The sequence below is a fragment of the Streptomyces sp. NPDC050161 genome, from assembly GCF_044460025.1.
Classification (GTDB): Bacteria; Actinomycetota; Actinomycetes; order Streptomycetales; family Streptomycetaceae; genus Streptomyces.
Map to the genome: position 1 here is coordinate 103,646 of NZ_JBITJM010000018.1, position 16,982 is coordinate 120,627.

General features: G+C 72.6%; 15 protein-coding genes. 11 read left to right on the plus strand and 4 right to left on the minus strand.

Annotated features, from left to right (window positions below; genetic code table 11):
• Nucleotides 1-12: 12 nt before the first annotated feature.
• The 7 genes from ACIBK8_RS26475 to ACIBK8_RS26505 all read left to right on the plus strand — a co-directional run bounded on the left by ACIBK8_RS26475 (nt 13) and on the right by ACIBK8_RS26505 (nt 8,452).
• Nucleotides 13-660 (plus strand): SCO family protein, encoded by a 648-nt coding sequence (locus ACIBK8_RS26475; RefSeq protein ID WP_393684532.1) that lies wholly within the window; start codon nt 13-15, stop codon nt 658-660.
• Complete coding sequence (locus ACIBK8_RS26480; protein ID WP_399044359.1) at nt 657-1,106, plus strand: copper chaperone PCu(A)C; 450 nt, start codon at nt 657-659, stop codon at nt 1,104-1,106. Before ACIBK8_RS26475 ends, ACIBK8_RS26480 begins: the two co-directional genes overlap by 4 nt.
• Nucleotides 1,107-1,137: 31 nt before the next feature.
• Complete coding sequence (locus tag ACIBK8_RS26485) at nt 1,138-3,123, plus strand: copper resistance CopC/CopD family protein (RefSeq protein ID WP_399044360.1); 1,986 nt, start codon at nt 1,138-1,140, stop codon at nt 3,121-3,123.
• Complete coding sequence (gene efeB / locus ACIBK8_RS26490) at nt 3,123-4,451, plus strand: iron uptake transporter deferrochelatase/peroxidase subunit (protein WP_399044361.1); 1,329 nt, start codon at nt 3,123-3,125, stop codon at nt 4,449-4,451. The genes ACIBK8_RS26485 and efeB overlap by 1 nt, the downstream gene beginning before the upstream one ends.
• A 140-nt stretch (nt 4,452-4,591) precedes the next feature.
• The gene (gene pheA / locus ACIBK8_RS26495; RefSeq protein ID WP_399044362.1) at nt 4,592-5,518 is read left to right on the plus strand and encodes a prephenate dehydratase; all 927 of its coding nucleotides are present in this window, start codon (nt 4,592-4,594) and stop codon (nt 5,516-5,518) included.
• An 817-nt stretch (nt 5,519-6,335) separates the two neighbouring features.
• Nucleotides 6,336-7,625, plus strand: a complete 1,290-nt coding sequence (serS, locus tag ACIBK8_RS26500) for a serine--tRNA ligase (RefSeq protein ID WP_399044363.1) — start codon at nt 6,336-6,338, stop codon at nt 7,623-7,625.
• Nucleotides 7,622-8,452 carry an HAD family hydrolase gene (locus tag ACIBK8_RS26505; RefSeq protein ID WP_399044364.1) on the plus strand — a complete coding sequence of 277 codons (831 nt, stop codon included), beginning with the start codon at nt 7,622-7,624 and terminating at the stop codon, nt 8,450-8,452. The genes serS and ACIBK8_RS26505 overlap by 4 nt, the downstream gene beginning before the upstream one ends.
• Before the next feature lie 6 nt (nt 8,453-8,458).
• Here the strand turns inward: ACIBK8_RS26505 and ACIBK8_RS26510 are convergent, their stop codons facing one another.
• Nucleotides 8,459-9,541, minus strand: a complete 1,083-nt coding sequence (locus ACIBK8_RS26510) for an Lrp/AsnC family transcriptional regulator (protein ID WP_399044365.1) — start codon at nt 9,539-9,541, stop codon at nt 8,459-8,461.
• A 268-nt stretch (nt 9,542-9,809) separates the two neighbouring features.
• Here ACIBK8_RS26510 and ACIBK8_RS26515 point away from each other — a divergent pair, with 268 nt between their 5' ends.
• The 3 genes from ACIBK8_RS26515 to ACIBK8_RS26525 all read left to right on the plus strand — a co-directional run bounded on the left by ACIBK8_RS26515 (nt 9,810) and on the right by ACIBK8_RS26525 (nt 13,794).
• Nucleotides 9,810-11,423: an MFS transporter gene (locus ACIBK8_RS26515; RefSeq protein WP_399044366.1), complete on the plus strand. Its 1,614-nt coding sequence runs from the start codon at nt 9,810-9,812 to the stop codon at nt 11,421-11,423.
• Nucleotides 11,424-11,686: 263 nt separating this feature from the next.
• Entirely contained in the window at nt 11,687-12,397 is a 711-nt protein-coding gene (locus ACIBK8_RS26520; RefSeq protein ID WP_399044367.1) for a FadR/GntR family transcriptional regulator, read from the plus strand.
• A gap of 116 nt (nt 12,398-12,513) precedes the next feature.
• Complete coding sequence (locus tag ACIBK8_RS26525) at nt 12,514-13,794, plus strand: CynX/NimT family MFS transporter (RefSeq protein ID WP_399044368.1); 1,281 nt, start codon at nt 12,514-12,516, stop codon at nt 13,792-13,794.
• A gap of 127 nt (nt 13,795-13,921) precedes the next feature.
• On the opposite strand, the gene ACIBK8_RS26530 is transcribed toward ACIBK8_RS26525, so the two are convergent.
• Nucleotides 13,922-14,665: an adenosylcobinamide amidohydrolase gene (locus ACIBK8_RS26530; RefSeq protein WP_399044400.1), complete on the minus strand. Its 744-nt coding sequence runs from the start codon at nt 14,663-14,665 to the stop codon at nt 13,922-13,924.
• 124 nt (nt 14,666-14,789) lie between these two features.
• Between ACIBK8_RS26530 and ACIBK8_RS26535 the strand changes: the two genes are divergently transcribed.
• Nucleotides 14,790-15,398 carry a TetR/AcrR family transcriptional regulator gene (locus ACIBK8_RS26535; protein ID WP_399044369.1) on the plus strand — a complete coding sequence of 203 codons (609 nt, stop codon included), beginning with the start codon at nt 14,790-14,792 and terminating at the stop codon, nt 15,396-15,398.
• Between the two features lie 47 nt (nt 15,399-15,445).
• Here the strand turns inward: ACIBK8_RS26535 and ACIBK8_RS26540 are convergent, their stop codons facing one another.
• Nucleotides 15,446-15,640 (minus strand): ferredoxin, encoded by a 195-nt coding sequence (locus tag ACIBK8_RS26540; protein ID WP_399044370.1) that lies wholly within the window; start codon nt 15,638-15,640, stop codon nt 15,446-15,448.
• 71 nt (nt 15,641-15,711) lie between these two features.
• On the minus strand, nt 15,712-16,929 hold the full coding sequence (locus ACIBK8_RS26545) for a cytochrome P450 (RefSeq protein WP_399044401.1): 1,218 nt from the start codon (nt 16,927-16,929) through the stop codon (nt 15,712-15,714).
• Nucleotides 16,930-16,982: the final 53 nt, after the last annotated feature.

The following is a 16,982-nucleotide window of genomic DNA, read 5'->3' on the forward strand; positions in this document are numbered from 1 at the left end:
GATACCTCTGCAATGCGTAGTAAGACCCTGATCGCGGCTGCTCTCACGGCGGTCGCCGCCCTCACCATGACGGCGTGCGGACCCGACGACGGCGGCGACAAGCCCGCCGCGTCGGTCTCCGGCGCCTCCTCCAAGCCGATCGTCGCGCTGGACAGCCCGATGGAGAAGCCGGACCTCGTCCTGACCGACTCCGACGGCAAGAAGTACGACCTGCTGGAGAAGACCAAGGGCCACCCGACGCTGATCTACTTCGGGTACACCAACTGCCCCGACGTCTGCCCGCTGACGATGGCCAACGTCGCCGTCGCGGTCAAGCAGCTGCCGAAGGCCGAACAGGACGATCTGCGGGTCGTGTTCATCACCTCCGACCCGGAGCGCGACACCCCGTCGGCGCTCAAGAAGTGGCTCGGCGGCATCAACAAGAAGTTCACCGGCCTGACCGGCGACTTCAAGACGATCCAGGCCGGTGCGCGCAGCGTGAACGTCGGCATCGACAAGCCGGTCACGAAGAAGAACGGCGACATCGTCTCGACGCACGGCGCGCAGGTCCTGATGGCCTCGCCCAAGGACGACCGCATCCACTGGCTGGGCATGCAGGACGCCACCGCCGACAACTACACCTCCGCACTTCCGAAGATCATCAAGGGACAGAACCCGTGAACCGCCGCACCGCCACCGCCCTCGCCCTCACCGCCGTCTCGGCCCTCGCCCTGGCCGGCTGCGGCTCCGCCGACAGCGCCCCGAAGCTGAAGGTCAGCGGCGCGTACATGCCGCAGCCCGTCAACGAGAAGATGGCGGGCGCCTTCCTCGTCATCGAGAACACCGGCTCCGCCGCCGACAAGCTGACGTCGGTCACCAGCGACCTCTCCGACGACGTCTCGATACACAAGACGACCGGCAACAAGATGGAGCAGGTCAACTCCCTTCCGGTGCCCGCCAACGGCGAGTTGACGCTCTCCCGCGGCGGCAACCACCTGATGTTCATGGGCCTCAAGAAGAAGCCGGCCGCGGGCGACAAGGTCACCATCGAGCTGCACTTCGGCACCTCCGACCCGGTCAAGGTCGAGGTGCCGGTGAAGGACGCCGCCTACACACCGAAGAAGTGACGTAGAAGTACGGAGAAAGGGGAGCACTTTCATGATCACCACCGCCCCTCGGCAGCCGCGGCCCGCGGCGCTGCGCCTGCTGATCGTCGTCGGCGCGCTGCTCGGCGTCCTGTTCGGCGGCGCCGCACCCGCCTTCGCGCACGCGGCACTGACCGGCAGCAGTCCGGCGCAGGGGGCGGTGGTGGACCATGCCCCCGAACAGGTCGCGCTCAGCTTCTCCGAAGGCGTCGCCATGAGCGACGACTCGATCCGCGTCCTGGACCCGAAGGGCAAGCGGGTCGACCGCGGCAAGCTGCGTGACCTGTGCAGCGGCGAGACCGTCAAATACGGCACGGGGCTGCCGCCAGGACTCCCCGACGGGACGTACACCGTCGCCTGGCAGGCCATCTCCGCCGACAGCCACCCGGTGTCGGGCGCCTTCACCTTCTCGGTCGGCGCGCCCTCCGCGACCAAGGCGCCACTGCCCCAACAGGAGGCGGGCGGCGGCCTGGTGGGCGCGCTGTACGGCATCGCCCGCTACCTCGCCTACGCCGGTTTCACGCTGCTGGTCGGCGGCGCGGTCTTCGTACTGGCCTGCCGTCCGGCGGCGGCGGGGGTCCGGCCGGTGCAGCGTCTCGTGGTCCGCGGCTGGGCGCTGCTGACGGCGACCACCCTCGTGATGCTGCTGCTGCGCGGCCCGTACACCGGGTCGGGCGACCTCGCGGACGTCTTCGATCTCGGCGTGCTCAAGGGCGCCCTGGAGACCAAACCGGGCACCGCGCTGCTCGCCCGGCTGCTGCTGCTCGCGGTGGCCGCGGTGTTCCTGGCGGTGCTCTTCGGGGCGTACGCGCGGGCCCGGCAGGCGGCGCGTATCGAGGGGCCCGACGAGGCGGACGGGGCGCGGGAGCTTCCCGGTGCCGGGCGGCTGCGGCGGCTGACGGCCTGGCTTTCCGCGGCGGGAGTGCTCGTCGCCGCCGGGCTCGCGACGACCTGGGCGGCGGCCGAGCACGCGTCGACCGGTCTGCAGCCCGCCGTCGCGATGCCGGTCGACGTGCTGCACCTGCTGGCCTTCGCCGCCTGGCTCGGCGGCCTCGCGGCGCTGCTCGTGTCGCTGTACCGGGGCCCTGTCGTGGAGCGCACCGCGGTACGCCGCTTCTCCCGGCTGGCGTTCGGCTCCGTGCTGGTGCTGGTGGCCACCGGCATCTACCAGTCCTGGCGGCAGGTCGGCACCCTGCACGCGCTCACCGACACCAGCTACGGACTGTTGCTGCTGCTCAAGGTGGCACTGGTCGTGGTGCTCGTCGGCATCGCGTGGACGTCCCGCCGGTGGACGGCGCGGCTGCGGGAGGCGGGCGGGGAGACGGCAGCCGCCATGGTGCCCGCCGGTGTCGCGGCGGCTTCAGGGCCGGATGCCCCCGACGCACCGGACACATCCGAGACCTCCGGCCCGGTGCCCGCCGATCCCGAGCGGGCCGCTCAACTCGCCCGCCAGCAGGCCGCGTTGAAGAGCGCGAAGGTGCGGCAGCTGCGCGACGCCGACCCGGAGCGGCGGGGGCTGCGCCGGTCGGTGCTGGCCGAGGCGTCGGTCGCCGTGGTGCTGCTCGTCGTGGCGACCGTGCTGACCGCCACCGAACCGGCCCGTACGGAAGAGGCCGTGAAGGCGGGCGAGGCCGGGCAGTCGGCGGACGCCAACCAGCCGCGGGTGCTGACCATCCCCTTCGACACCGGCGGCGCGCACGGCAAGGGCACCGCCCGCATCGACCTCGACCCGGGGCGCAGCGGCAGCGGCAACCAGCTGCGGGTACGCATCGCCGACCCGTCGGGCGCGACCATGAACGTCCCCGAGGTGAAGGTGTCCTTCACCTTGCGGGCCAAGAAGCTCGGGCCGCTCCCGGTGGTGCCCGAGCACGTCGGCAAGGGCCACTGGAGCGCGAACGGCGTCCAGTTGCCGGTGCCCGGACAGTGGCAGCTCGCGCTGCTCGTGCGGACGTCCGACGTCGACCAGGTGACCGAGACCAGGAACGTGAAGATCGACTGATGACCACGAAGAAGCCGAACCGGGGCCAGGGCGGACAGCCGGACCGGTCAGCGCAGCACACCGCCGACGACTCCGCGGCGGCCGAAGGATCCCCGTCCGTCGAGCTGTCCCGCCGCCGGTTGCTGGGCACCGTCGGCGCGGCCGGCGCCGCCGGTCTTGTCGTCGGCGGGGCCGGCGGCGCCATAGGGTCGGCCGCCGCCCAGGGCGACGCGCCGGCCGCGCTCAGCTCCATCGGCGCGACGCGGGTGCCCTTCCGCGCGGCGCGCGCCAAACAGCAGGCCGGCATCACCACGCCGCTCCAGGCCGCCGGTCATCTGCTCGCCTTCGACCTGGCACCAGGCAAGGACCGCAAGGCGGCAGCCGCACTGCTGCGCCGCTGGTCACAGCTGGCCGAAGAGCTGATGGCGGGACGGGCCCCGGCCGACGACACCGCCGTGGCACGCGACGCGGGACCGTCCTCGCTCACCGTCACCTTCGGCTTCGGCCACAGCTTCTTCGCCCGTACGGGCCTGGAGAAGCAGCGGCCCGTGCAGCTCGACCCGCTGCCCGACTTCTCGTCGGACGCGCTGGACGCCGGGCGCAGCGAGGGCGACCTGTGGATCCAGATCGGTGCCGACGACGCACTGGTCGCCTTCCACGCGCTGCGTGCGCTCCAGAAGAAGGCCGCGGGCACCGCGCGGCTGCGCTGGCAGATGACCGGCTTCAACCGCACGCCGGGCGCCACCGCGCAGCCGCTGACCGCCCGCAACCTCATGGGCCAGATCGACGGCACCAACAACCCCAAGCCGTCCGACCAGGACTTCGACGAGCGGATCTTCGTGGGGCGGGACGCCGACCAGGCGTGGATGCGCGGCGGTTCGTACGCCGTCGTCCGCCGCATCCGGATGCTCCTCGACGACTGGGAGAAGCGTTCGCGCGACGAGCAGGAGCGGGTGATAGGCCGCCGTAAGGTCAGCGGCGCCCCGCTGACCGGCGGCTCGGAGACCACGCCGATGCAGCTGGACAAGACCGGTGCCGACGGGCTGCCGGTCATCCCCGCCAACGCGCACGCCCGGATCGCCGCGCCGGATTCCAACCAGGGGGCGGCGATGCTGCGCCGCCCGTTCTCCTTCCACGACGGGTTCCGCGACGACGGCGCACCGGACGCGGGGCTGCTCTTCATCTGCTGGCAGGCCGACCCGCTGCGCGCCTTCACACAGATCCAGCGGAAGCTGGACCGCGGCGACGCGCTGTCGCCGTTCCTGCGGCACGAGGCGAGCGGCCTGTACGCGGTGCCGCCCGCCCCGGAGCAGGGCGGCTACGTCGGGCAGTCGCTGCTGGAGGGCTGATCCCGGCCGCGCGTCCACAGGGTGGCGGGTGCGGGGGCCGCTCTGTGGACGGAGCCCGCGGGGCCGGGCCGGGTCTCGGTATCGTGAACACAAGGGAGATCGGCGGGACGTCCCCGCAAGAACGCGAGGGAGACACCTGCATGTCGGCCAGTCGCTACACCTATCTCGGCCCGGCGGGCACCTTTACGGAGGCGGCGCTGCGCACGCTCCCCGAATCGGCGACCCGCGAGCTGGTGCCGATGGTGTCCGTACCGGCCGCGCTGGACGCGGTGCGCTGCGGTGAGGCCGCGGCTGCGCTGGTCCCGATCGAGAACTCCGTCGAGGGCGGCGTGACCACCACCCTGGACGAACTGGCCGCAGGCGAACCGCTGATGATCTACCGCGAGGTGCTGCTGCCGATCGCCTTCGCCCTGCTGGTGCGCCCCGGTACGCCGCTGTCCGACGTCAAGACGGTGACCGGGCATCCCGTCGCCCAGCCGCAGGTCCGCAAGTGGCTGGCGGCCCATCTCCCGGAAGCGGTCTGGGAGTCGGCGGCTTCGAACGCGGACGGTGCGCGGCTGGTGCAGGAGGGCCGCTACGACGGCGCGTTCGCCGGGGAGTTCGCCGCGGCGACCTACGGCCTGGAGCCGCTGGTCACCGAGATCCACGACGCGCAGAACGCCGCCACCCGCTTCGTCCTGGTCGGCCGCCCGGCCCGGCCCGCCGCGCCCACCGGCGCGGACAAGACCTCGGTGGCGCTGTGGCTGCGCGCCGACCACCCCGGTGCGCTCCTGGAGCTGCTCCAGGAGTACGCGGTGCGCGGCGTGAACATGATGCGCATCGAGTCCCGCCCGACCGGCGAGGGCATCGGCCGCTACTGCTTCTCGGTGGACTGCGAGGGCCACATCACCGACCGCCGGGTCAGCGAGGTGCTGATGGGGCTCAAGCGGGTCTGCCGCGAGGTGCGCTTCCTCGGTTCGTACCCGCGCGCCGACCAGGTGTCGGCGACGGTCCGCCCGGACATGACGGACGCGGCGTTCACCGATGCGTCGGACTGGCTGACTCGTTGCCTCGACGGCCGGTCCTGACCGGTCGGCCGGCCGGGCCCGGCGGACGCCGTCCGGCCCGGCGGGACGTAGCCGACCTGGGGCTTTCGCCGGGGTGTGGAGACTGTCCACAAAGTTATCCACAGGCATGAGTCTCGACCTGTGGGTAAGTCGACATGGGGGCCGATGTGAGAGTCCGGCAATCTCGGCAAATCGCCCCTTCGTCACCAGATCACCCCACAGGCCCTTGCAATCCCTGAAGTGGGCCGTGTCAGCGCAATTCCCTCGGCCAATCCTTTAGGGCGAGGCAACTCCACGCGAAAGAGTGGGTGAACGGGGTTTGGACAACGAATCCATAGCGGACGATTCGCCTACCGGAACGAGAGATTCCGAGGTCCACAGTTTTCACACACAGCCTGTGGATAAGAATCGCCGAACCTCTCTCCCCTGTGGACAACTCCGGTTTTCCCCAGCCGCCCCAGCTCCGGAATCCCCTTCCCGCACCCTCCTCCGCACTCCTCGCCAACTCCCTCCACACACCCAGTTGATCACCGGTCGGCGCACGCCTCTCGCACCCACCCCGAATCCCGCCGGGAAATTCCCCCGTCGAGATTCAGCCACTCCCGAACGGCGCCCCGGAGGCTTCCACGGGCGCCCGGGCGCGTTTCGTCTCGCTTTGCCGTAGATCACTGCGACACTCCGGCGGGCACTTCGCGGTCACTTCGACGGCGCTTTCCGCTCACCATTGACCGCATTCCTGCCTGTCACTGCGCGAGAATAAACAATCCCAAAGCGGACATAACACCCGCCGTGAAATATCGCGTCGAGCGCCCCGGCCCGGTCCCGGTAGCCTGGAGGGGTGATTGACCTTCGCCTGCTTCGTGAGGACCCCGACCGTGTGCGCGCGTCCCAGCGCGCCCGTGGAGAGGACGTCGAACTCGTCGACGCGCTTCTCTCCGCCGACGAGCGGAGCAGGTCGTCCAGCGTCCGCTTCGACGAGCTGCGCGCCGAGCAGAAGGCGCTCGGCAAGCTCATCCCCAAGGCAGCGGGCGACGAGAAGGCCGTGCTGCTGAAGAAGGCGGGCGAACTGTCCGCCGCCGTCAAGGAAGCCGACGCCGCGCAGGACGAGGCCAAGGCCGAGGCCCAGGCCCTGCTGCGCAAGCTCGGCAACCTCGTCCACCCGGACGTCCCCGTGGGCGGCGAGGAGGACTTCACCGTCCTGGAAACCCTCGGCACCCGCCGCGACTTCGCCGCCGAGGGCTTCGAGCCCAAGGACCACCTGGAGATCGGCGAACTGCTCGGCGCGATCGACGTCGAGCGCGGCGCCAAGGTCTCCGGCTCGCGCTTCTACTACCTGACGGGCGTCGGCGCGCTGCTGGAGCTGGCCCTCGTCAACGCCGCCATCGCGCAGGCCACCGCGGCCGGCTTCACGCCGATGCTGACCCCGGCGCTGGTCCGCCCGCGCGCCATGGAGGGCACCGGCTTCCTCGGCCAGGCGGCGGAGAACGTCTACCACCTGGAGAAGGACGACTACTACCTGGTCGGCACCTCCGAGGTCCCGCTCGCCGCGTACCACATGGACGAGATCGTCGACGCGTCCAAGCTGCCGCTGCGCTACGCCGGTTTCTCGCCGTGCTTCCGCCGCGAGGCCGGCACGTACGGCAAGGACACCCGCGGCATCTTCCGCGTCCACCAGTTCGACAAGGTGGAGATGTTCTCCTACGTCGCGCCGGACGACGCGCAGGCCGAGCACCAGCGCCTGCTGGACTGGGAGAAGCAGTGGCTGACCGGCCTGGAGCTGCCGTTCCAGGTGATCGACGTCGCCACCGGTGACCTCGGCGCCTCCGCCTCCCGCAAGTTCGACTGCGAGGCGTGGATCCCGACCCAGGGCAAGTACCGCGAGCTGACGTCGGCGTCGAACTGCGACGAGTTCCAGGCCCGCCGCCTCTCCGTGCGGATGCGCGAGAACGTCGAGGGCAAGCAGAAGGTCTCGCCGCTGGCGACGCTGAACGGCACGCTCTGCGCCGTCCCGCGCACCATCGTGGCGATCTTCGAGAACCACCAGCAGGCGGACGGCTCGGTGCGCGTCCCCGAGGTGCTCCGCCCCTACCTGGGCGGTCGCGAGATCCTGGAGCCCGTCGCCAAGTGACCTCCCCAGGCCCGGACGCTGCCCCGGCAGTGCCGTACAAACTCATCGCGACGGACCTCGACGGGACGTTGCTGCGGCACGACGGGACCATCTCGGAGCGGTCCCGCGCCGCGCTCGCCACGGCCACCGCGGCGGGCGCGGCACACATCGTCGTCACCGGCCGGGCGGTGCCCTGGACCCGGCACATCCTCGACGCGCTCGACTACCAGGGGATCGCGGTGTGCGGGCAGGGCTCGCAGGTCTACCACGCGGGTGAGCAGCGGCTGCTGACGTCCGTGACGCTGGACCGCAAGCTCGCCGCGCTCGCGCTGGCCAAGATCGAGACGGAGACCGGCCCGCTGCGGCTGGCCGCGAGCCGGGACGGCCTGGCGGGCGAGGTGCTGGTCGGCCCCGGCTACCGCTTCACCGAAGGGCCGCTGCCGTGCATCCAGGTGGACGACCCGGCCGAGCTGTGGTCGGCGCCGGTGAACAAGGTCTACCTCCAGCACCCCACGCTGCACGACGACGCACTGGCCGAGGCCGCGCGCGCCGCCGCCGGTGATCTCGTCGGGGTGACGGTCTCCGGGCCCGGCATCGTCGAGCTGCTGCCGCTCGGCCTGACCAAGGCCACCGGTCTTTCGCTGGCCGCCCGCCGCCTCGGCGCCAAGGGCAGCGAGACCCTCGCCTTCGGTGACATGCCCAACGACCTCCCGATGTTCGCCTGGGCCGCGCACGGCGTCGCCATGGCCAACGCCCACGACGAACTGAAGGCCGTCGCCGACGAGATCACCGCGTCCAACGAGGACGACGGCATCGCGGTGGTGCTGGAGCGCCTGTACGGGCGCTGAGCACGGTCAACGGCGCTTTCCCTGCGAGCGCTTGGGCGCGGCGGCGACGAAAGGCCCCGCGCCCTTGATGTGCCGGATCCGCGGCGCGCTCTCCATCGTCCGCACCCCGGGCAGCGCCGCGATGCGGCTGGTCAGATACGTGTAGAGGGCGCGGACGTCCCGGCACACCACCGAGGCGAAGAGGTTGTTGGGTCCTGTGGTGGCGCAGGCGAACGCGACCTCCGGGTGCGTCGCCAACGCGGCCCCGGCGGCGGCCAGTTCGGCCGGTGCGACGGACATCCACAGCGCGACCATCACGCCGTAGCCGAAACGCCGCACGTCGTAGTCGACGTCGAAGTAGAGGACGCCACCGGCCTGGAGTTCGGCGAGCCGGCGGCGCACGGTGGTGGGCGACCAGCCGGTGACCGCGGCCAGCTCGGCGGGCGGCGTACGGCCGTCCCTGGCGAGCGCGTCGAGCATCCGGCGGTCGGCGGCGCCGAGCGTGACCGGGGCGGGATCGGGATCCCTGCCGGGCTGCGGCATCGCGTCCCGGCCCGGGACGGCGGCGGGCGGGCCCGGCACGGATGCGGGATCCGCGGGCGGCGGTGTCCCGCCGAGCCGGGCGATCTGCTCGGCGGTCAGCTCTCCCGCCTTGTTGACCAGGCTCTGGGCGCCGCCGTAGAACTCGTGCAGCAGGCAGTGTGCGGTGACGCCGACCACGCTCGGGGTGCGCGGCAGCTTCTCCAGCAGCAGCGCGTCGCTGTGCTCGCTGTCCGCCGCCCGGCACACCGCGGCGATCTCCGTCCCGCCGGACGTCAGGCTCACCCAGGTGGTGTCCGACCTGCGGGCCAGCGCCTCGGCCACCGGCACCGCCGCGTCCGGCGCGCACTGCACCCGGATCAGCCACTCCACCTCGCCGAGCGTCGCCGGGTCGGTCAGGCCAAGTACCTTGAGCGTGCCGGCCGTACGGTGCCGGGTGTAGCGCCGGGCCACGGTCTGGTCGGAGACTCCCAGGACCGCGGCGATACGGCTGAAGGGCGCCCGTCCGTCGAGCTGCAACGCGTGGATGAGCTGCCGGTCGAAGGCGTCGTACCTGTCGGATATCACCATTCGACAGTACTCCGTGTCGGATTGCACCACCGTCGGCGAACTGGCTGGGAGATCCGCCCCCACAGGACGGATTGTGGGCGACGCACCGACCACGGGCACCGGAGACCGGACCCGATGGGGCACAGCCCACGGCCGCACTCCGCGGCCGGATCGCACGGCCCGATCCCGCGGCCCGCACGACACCTGGATCCGCCGCCGGACACCCCTGGCCGGATCCCACCCGACACCACGGCCGCCAGCACCGGCCTGACCACAACGGAGGACTCTCATGCACCACGCGGCGGATCGGGGGAACGCGGCGGTCGCCCCCGCCGCGGACGGCGGTGGCCCGGCGGGCCACCGGCCCGTGGCGCGCGGCAAGTGGTGGCCCCTGGTCGCCATCACCCTCGGCAACTTCATGCTGCTCGTCGACGTCACGATCGTGAACACCGCGCTGCCGCGGATGGCCGACGGTCTCGGCGCGTCCTTCACCTCGCTCCAGTGGGTGATGGACATCTACGCGCTGGCGCTCGCCGCGCTGCTGATGGTCGCGGGATCGGCCGCCGACCTCTTCGGCAGGCGCCGCCTGTACCTGGCGGGCCTCGCGCTCTTCGCCCTCTCCTCGCTCGCCTGCGGCCTCGCCCCCGACGCGGGCACCCTGATCGCCGCGCGAGCCGTCCAGGGCCTCGGCGCCGCCGCGATGTTCGCCACCAACACCCCGCTGCTGATGGCCCATTACCAGGGCAGGGACCGCGGCGTGGCCTTCGGGATCTGGGGCGGCACGAGCGGCGCGGCGGCGGCCGTCGGGCCCGTACTGGGCGGCCTGCTGACCGAGTACACGGACTGGCGGGCGATCTTCCTCGTCAACCTGCCGCTGACGGCCATCGCGGTGTGGATCACGGTGCGCCACGTGCGCGAGTCGCACGGCGACCGCACGGCCAGGATCGACTGGGCGGGCGCCACCTCCTTCACAGCCTGCGCGGGTGCGCTGATGTACGGGCTGATCCGCGGCGGCGAGCACGGCTGGACGGAGTCCGGGACGCTCGCCTCGCTGGTGGTCGCCGCCCTGGCGCTGATCGTGTTCGTCGCCGTGGAGCGGCGGATGCGGCAGCCGTTGCTTGATCTGCGGCTGCTGCGCCGGCCGTCGTTCGCGGTGCTGATGCTGGCGGCCCTGCTGCTCCAGGCAGCGGCCTTCCCGTACCTGACGTACGTGGGGCTGTGGACGCAGAACATCCTCGGTCTGAGCCCGGTCGCCGCGGGCCTCGCGGTGACGCCGATGGCCCTGATGTCGCTGCTCATCGGCGCGCTCGGGGGCCGTCGGCTGGCCCAGCTCGCGCCGCAGATACCCATCGGCTGCGGCCTGTTGCTCACCGGCGCGGGCGGGCTGCTGCACGCGCTGCTCCTCGACGGCAGCACCGACGCCGGCTGGGCGACGCTGACCCCCGGGCTCGCGGTGAGCGGCCTCGGCATCGGCATGGCGATGCCGGTCCTGGTCTCGGCGGCGCTCGGCGCGGCACCCCCGCAGCGGGCGGGCATGGCGAGCGGCGCCGTCAACACCTTCCGTCAGCTCGGCTACGCCATCGGCATCGCCGTCCTGGGCACGGTCTTCGCCACCGCGCTGCGCGACGCGGCACCGGGCGCCGCGGCCGGCGGGCACGGCGGCGGCAAGGCGGTCGGCGCCGCGTACGTCTCCGGTCTGACGGACATCACCCTGCTCTCGGGTGTCGTCGCCGTGGTGACCGGCCTGCTGGTCCTGGCGGTCGTACGCCGCTCGGACGCCGGGGCCGGTGCGCCGTCCGCACCCGCCGCCGGGAAGTCCGCGCCGCGGGGCGAGGGCGCAGAAAGCGGCCAGGGCACCACCCCGGCCACGGCCGGGATCGGGGCCGGCCCGAGCGGGGAGTAACCGAGCCCGAGCAGGGCGGTACCAGGGGCGACGCGCGACCGTGCGTCGCCCCTGATTGCCGTTCCGGAGCCGCCACCGCGGCCCGCCGTCTGACACCCATCGCCTGATCACTCTCCGTAAACGTGCGAGCGCACGCCGCGGTTCCCGCCCGCTCCCGCGACTTCCGGCCCGGGGGCCCGGTGAGTCCGCCCGATATCCGTGTACGCTGAATACATTCAGTTGTAGGATGACCGGTCAACCGGGCACATGGAGGCGGGAAGCGGATGGCGCTACAGGCGGCGGGACGGCAGTCCCTGGTGGACACGGTCGTCGAGGCGCTGCGCGCACAGCTCACCGCGGGCGAGTGGAAGGTCGGTGCCCGCATCCCCACCGAGCACGCACTCGCCGAACAGCTCCAGGTCGGCCGCAACACCGTCCGTGAGGCGGTACGGGTGCTCGTGCACGCCGGGATGCTGCGGTCACGGCAGGGCGAGGGCACGTTCGTGGTGTCCACCGCCGACCCGGGCGACATCATGCGCGGCGTCCAGCGGGCCGGCATCCGTGACGTGCTCGAACTGCGGATCGCGCTGGAGGCGGAGGCCGCCAGACTGGCCGCCGTCCGCCATGAACCCGCCGACCTGGAACGGATGCGGGCAGCCCTGGACGCGCAGGCCGCCCTGGAGGTCACCCCCGGTCACCCGGCGTCCGACAGCCTGGAGCTGTACGCCGATCACGACATCGCCTTCCACAGAGCCGTGGTCGAGGCGGCCCACAACACCGCGCTGACGGCGACCTACGGCTGGTTCAGCAGCTCGGTGCGCGAGGCGCTGGTCACCGCGCTCGACGACCACGAGATCCCGAAGATCGTGCACGGCGATCACCACGCCGTCATGGAGGCCATCGCCTCGGGCGACCCGGAGGCGGCCGAGCGGGCCACCCGCGCGCTTCTGGACAAGCCGAAGCAGGCCGTGGAAGCCCTGCTCGCCGCCCGCTGACACCACCCCATTTCCCCCCTTTTCCTTTTCCCGCCCGCCAGGCGATGGGCGCCGCCGCAGCTCATCGGCGCGCCAACCGCCCGCGCACACCCCACGATTGGCGAGGTAACGCACCCATGTCAGCGATCAGACCCGACGCACCCTTGATCGACGCCGAGGAGGACCTGACCGCGGCACCGCAGGTCACCGCGGCCCGCCGCCGGCTCCGGGCGCACCCGGCGCTCCTGCTGGCCGGCATCGTCCTCGCCTCGCTCAACATGCGGGCGGCGCTGGCCGGCGTCTCGCCGCTGCTCAGCGAGATCGGCGGCCACTTCCACCTGGCCGCCACCGCCAGCAGCCTGGTCACGACCATCCCGCTGGTCTTCATGGGCCTCGGCTCGATCATCGCGCCGCGGCTCGCCCGCCGTTGGGGCACCGAAGCGGTGCTGTGCGGCGCGCTGGTCCTGCTGTGCGGCGGCATCGTGCTGCGCATCGCGCCGCCGGTCGTCGCGCTGTTCGTCGGCTGCGCGGTGGTCGGCACCGCGATAGCCCTGCTGAACGTCCTGATGCCGGGGCTGATCAAGCGGGACTTCCCGGAGAAGGCCGCGGGCATGACCGCGCTCTACTCCACCGCGATGATCATGGGCGCCACCGTGTCGGCCGCCACCGCGGTCCCCCTGGAGAACGCGCTCGGCAGCTGGCAGGGCTCGCTGGTCTCCTGGGCACTGCTGGCCGCCGTCGCCGCACTCCTCTGGATCCCGCAGGCGGTCATCGCCCGCCGCGGCACCCACCACGGCCAGGCCGCGGCGACACCCGCGCACACCGCCGAGACCGGCCCCCGGCTGGGCCGTTCGCCGCTGGCCTGGCAGGTCACGCTGTTCATGGGATCGCAGTCCCTGATCGCGTACGTGATGATCGCCTGGCTGCCGACGCTCTTCACCGACCACGGGATGGGCAAGAGCCAGGCGGGCCTGGTCTTCGCGTTCAGCACGCTGGTGCAGATGGCCGGTTCGTTCGTGGTGCCGATGCTCGCCGGGCGGATGCGGCGCCAGCGGCTGCTGGGTGTGGCCGTCTCCGCGCTGATGGCGTGCGGCGTCGTCGGGCTCCTGGTGGCGCCGGTGGCGGGCGCGTGGCTGTGGGCCGTGCTCCTCGGTATCGGGCAGGGCGGCGCGCTGGGCCTGGCGCTGACGATGATGGTGCTGCGCTCCGGTGACGCGCACACCGCCGCCCGCCTCTCGGGCATGGCGCAGACCGGCGGCTACCTCCTGGCGGCGGTGGGCCCGCTGATCCTCGGCGCGGTCCACCAGCTCACCGACGGCTGGACCGTCCCGCTCGCCCTGCTGCTGGTCGTGTGCGCCGGGCTCGCCCTCCTGGGCATGGGCGCGGGCCGTGACCGCCGGATCGGGTCGGCTGCCTGACGACGCGACGGTGCGACGGCGCGGCGCGTGAGCCGGTGTCCCCGGCCCTTGTACGACTTACGGGCCTACGGGGCACCGGCTCACGGGCCTACCGGCCTACGGGGGCACCGGCCTACGGGGCACCGGCTCACGCGTCGCGCAGGGAAGTGGCCGGTACGAGCGGCGGTCCTCCGGGGGCCCGCTCCTCTTCGGGGCTTCTGGAGGCCGCGTCGAGGGTGACGGCGCGCAGCGTGGCGCGGTGGACGGCGCGGGCGAGCCGGGCGCCCCAGAGCGAGCGGGGTCCGGCGAACTCCTCGGCCGGTTCGCCCGGTTGGGGCGCGCGGGCCGCGACGCACACCGCGTCGGTCGGCGTGCCCGACGCGTCGCAGCCGTACTCCAGGAGGGCCTGCACCTTGGCCTCGGTGGCGGTGGCGACCGCGTTCACCAGGGCCGCGTCGGACAGCGGCACCGGCAGCGCGACGAGGGTGTTGATGGTGCCCGGCCCGGGGTGCGGGAGCGACCGCGCGGGCGGCACCGCGGCCCATCCGGAGACCCCCACACCTGCCGTGACCAGCGCTTCCGCACCGTCGTCCACGGCGTGCGAGCGGGTGCCGAGCACATCGGCCGCGGTCATCAGGCCAACGCCCGCACTCCCCGCCCCGCCCGGGTCCGCCCGTGCGCCCGCGGCGATCTCCGCGAGGTGCGCCGCCGGGTCGCGGCGCGTATAGCCGTGCCCCACCTGGGCGTTGAGCACCCAGGAACGCGTACCGATGCCGCCGCCGAGCACCGCGCTGGAGATCATGCGCCAGCCGGGACCGGCCCGCCACAGCAGCGCGGGCAGCGCGCCCGCGCCGTGCGCGTCGCGGTGCTGCACGGTCTCAGTCGTGATCAACGCTTTCGGGGGTGTCACCCCGCAACCCTACGGACCGGCCGCCGGCGCCCCCTTGGCGCACCGGAAGCCGCCCCTGCCGGTACGTACCGGCAGGGCCACCGCGGCGGCGTGGTCGAATTGTTCGGTGGACACCAGTGAAGGACAGGCCAGGCCACCGCGCCGCATCCGCAACCCCCAGCGCACCCGGCAGGCGATCGTCGACGCGCTGCTGAGCGCCGTCAAGGAGGGCGAGATCGCCCCGACCGCCCGGCACATCGCCCAGCGGGCCGGGGTGTCGGAGCGCAGCGTCTTCGTCCACTTCCGTGATCTCGACGACCTCCGCCTGGCGGTCGCACGGCAGCAGGCCGAGCGGGTGGCGAAGCTGGTCACGCCGATTCCGCAGGAGTGGCCGCTGGAGAAGCGCCTGGACACGCTGCTGGCCCAGCAGGAAGAGGTGTTCGCGCTCCAGACACGGGTCAGGATCGCCGCTCTCGTCCACGCCCAGGAGTCCCCGGCGCTCGCCGCGGTCATGGCGGAGACGAACCGGAAATACCGGGCCCGGCTGGCCGAGGTCTTCGCGCCGGAACTGTCGGCGGTCGACGAGGCGGCGGGCGCCGAACTCCTCGACATCCTGGAACCGGTGCTCGGCTGGCCCTTCCGGTACCACCTGTCGGAGCAGCGCGGCGCGGACCGCGAGCGCGTCACCCGGGCGGCGCGCCGTACGGTCCTCGCGGTGCTGCGCGAGAAGGGCTGAGGCCCCGGGCCCGCGCCGCGACGCCGCGGAGATCCGTCAGAAGCGCCCTACGCCGTCAGCCGGATCACGGCGGCCGGGCAGACCGCGGCGGCCTCGCGGACGGTGTCGTGCTCACCGGCGGGCGGCTCGGAGTCGAGGAGGACGACGATGCCGTCCTCCTCGCGCTGGTCGAAGACCTCGGGGGCGAGCAGCACACACTGTCCTGCGCCGCAGCACTTGTCCTCGTCGACGGTGATCTGCATAGGGGGCTCCTGTTCTGGGGGGAAGGGGTACCGGGCCACCGCGCGGGCGGCCGGGGCGCGGCCGGCAGCGGCTACCAGGTGACCGGCAGCGTGTGGCAGCCGTAGATGGCCATGTCGGTGCGGAACGGGATCGCGTCGAGCGGTACGGCAGGGCGCATCGTGGGGAAGCGGCGCAGCAACGTGCCGATGACGACCTGGAGTTCGGCACGGGCCAGGGCCTGGCCGAGGCACTGGTGGATGCCGTAGCCGAAGGCGACGTGACGCTGGGCGTGGGCGCGGGACACGTCGAGGGTGTCGGGGTCGCCGAACGTCTCCGGGTCGCGGTTGGCGGACGGCAGCGCGCACACCACGCCCTCGCCCGCCCTGAGCAGCCGGCCGCCGATCTCGACGTCCTCCAGGACCGCGCGGCGCGGACCGCTGCGGACGATGCTGTGGAAGCGCAGCAGTTCCTCGACGGCTCCGGGGAGCAGCGCGGGATCGCGGCGCAGCCGCTCGGCGGTGGCGGGATCCCGCATCAGCGTCAGCGCGCTGAGCCCGATCATGTTGGCGGTGGTCTCGTGGCCCGCCACCAGCAAAATGCCGGCGAAGCCGATCAGTTCACGGTGTGTCAGTTTTCCGTCCGCCTGCTGCTCGACGATCAGGCGGCCGATGATGTCGTCGGCCGGGGCCTTCTCCTTTGCCGTCACCAGGGAGTCGAGATAGGCCACCAGATCCCGGCGGGCCGCGCCGAGTTCCTGCTCGGTGGCCGTGCGGGAGAGCAGTGTGGCGGTGAGGTTCTGGAACAGCGGGTGGTCCTCGTCGGGCACACCCAACAGCAGGCCGATGACCAGCGAGGGCAGCGGCAGCGCCAGGGCACGCACCAGGTCGACGGGGTGTGCGGACCGCTCGGTGGCGGCCATCGCGTCGCACAGCTCGTCGGTCAGCTCCTGTATCCGCGGGCGCAGCGCATCGATCCGCTTGACCATGAACTCCCTGGTCACCATGCGGCGCAGCCGGGTGTGCCCGGGCGGGTCCATCCGGATGAAGGCACGGCCCTCCTGGGTGGGGGCACCTTCTATCCCGGACCGCGGGAAGCCGGGCTTGAACGGGTCGGAGCTGAAGCGCGCGTGGTCGCCGAGCACCGTGCGGATGTCGGCGTAGCGGGTGAGCAGCCAGGCCCAGTTGCCGTCGGCGAGGGAAATCCTGGACACCGGGGCCTCGGTACGCAGCCGGGCGAGCCCCGTGGGCGGGTCCAACGGGCAGCCCGGCGGCGGCTCGACGGGCAGCGGCGGGAGTGCGGTGACGTCCACGGGGAGATCCACGGGGACGTCGACGGGGGTGCCTGCGGGGACGTCTGCGAGGG

Excerpts from the sequence above, each read along its gene's own strand:
- ACIBK8_RS26540 (WP_399044370.1), bottom strand. The coding sequence starts at position 15,640 with ATGCAGATCACCGTCGACGAGGACAAGTGCTGCGGCGCAGGACAGTGT.
- ACIBK8_RS26510 (WP_399044365.1), bottom strand. The coding sequence starts at position 9,541 with ATGGTGATATCCGACAGGTACGACGCCTTCGACCGGCAGCTCATCCAC.
- ACIBK8_RS26475 (WP_393684532.1), top strand. The coding sequence starts at position 13 with ATGCGTAGTAAGACCCTGATCGCGGCTGCTCTCACGGCGGTCGCCGCC.
- ACIBK8_RS26525 (WP_399044368.1), top strand. The coding sequence starts at position 12,514 with ATGTCAGCGATCAGACCCGACGCACCCTTGATCGACGCCGAGGAGGAC.
- ACIBK8_RS26520 (WP_399044367.1), top strand. The coding sequence starts at position 11,687 with ATGGCGCTACAGGCGGCGGGACGGCAGTCCCTGGTGGACACGGTCGTC.
- ACIBK8_RS26515 (WP_399044366.1), top strand. The coding sequence starts at position 9,810 with ATGCACCACGCGGCGGATCGGGGGAACGCGGCGGTCGCCCCCGCCGCG.
- efeB (WP_399044361.1), top strand. The coding sequence starts at position 3,123 with ATGACCACGAAGAAGCCGAACCGGGGCCAGGGCGGACAGCCGGACCGG.
- ACIBK8_RS26485 (WP_399044360.1), top strand. The coding sequence starts at position 1,138 with ATGATCACCACCGCCCCTCGGCAGCCGCGGCCCGCGGCGCTGCGCCTG.
- pheA (WP_399044362.1), top strand. The coding sequence starts at position 4,592 with ATGTCGGCCAGTCGCTACACCTATCTCGGCCCGGCGGGCACCTTTACG.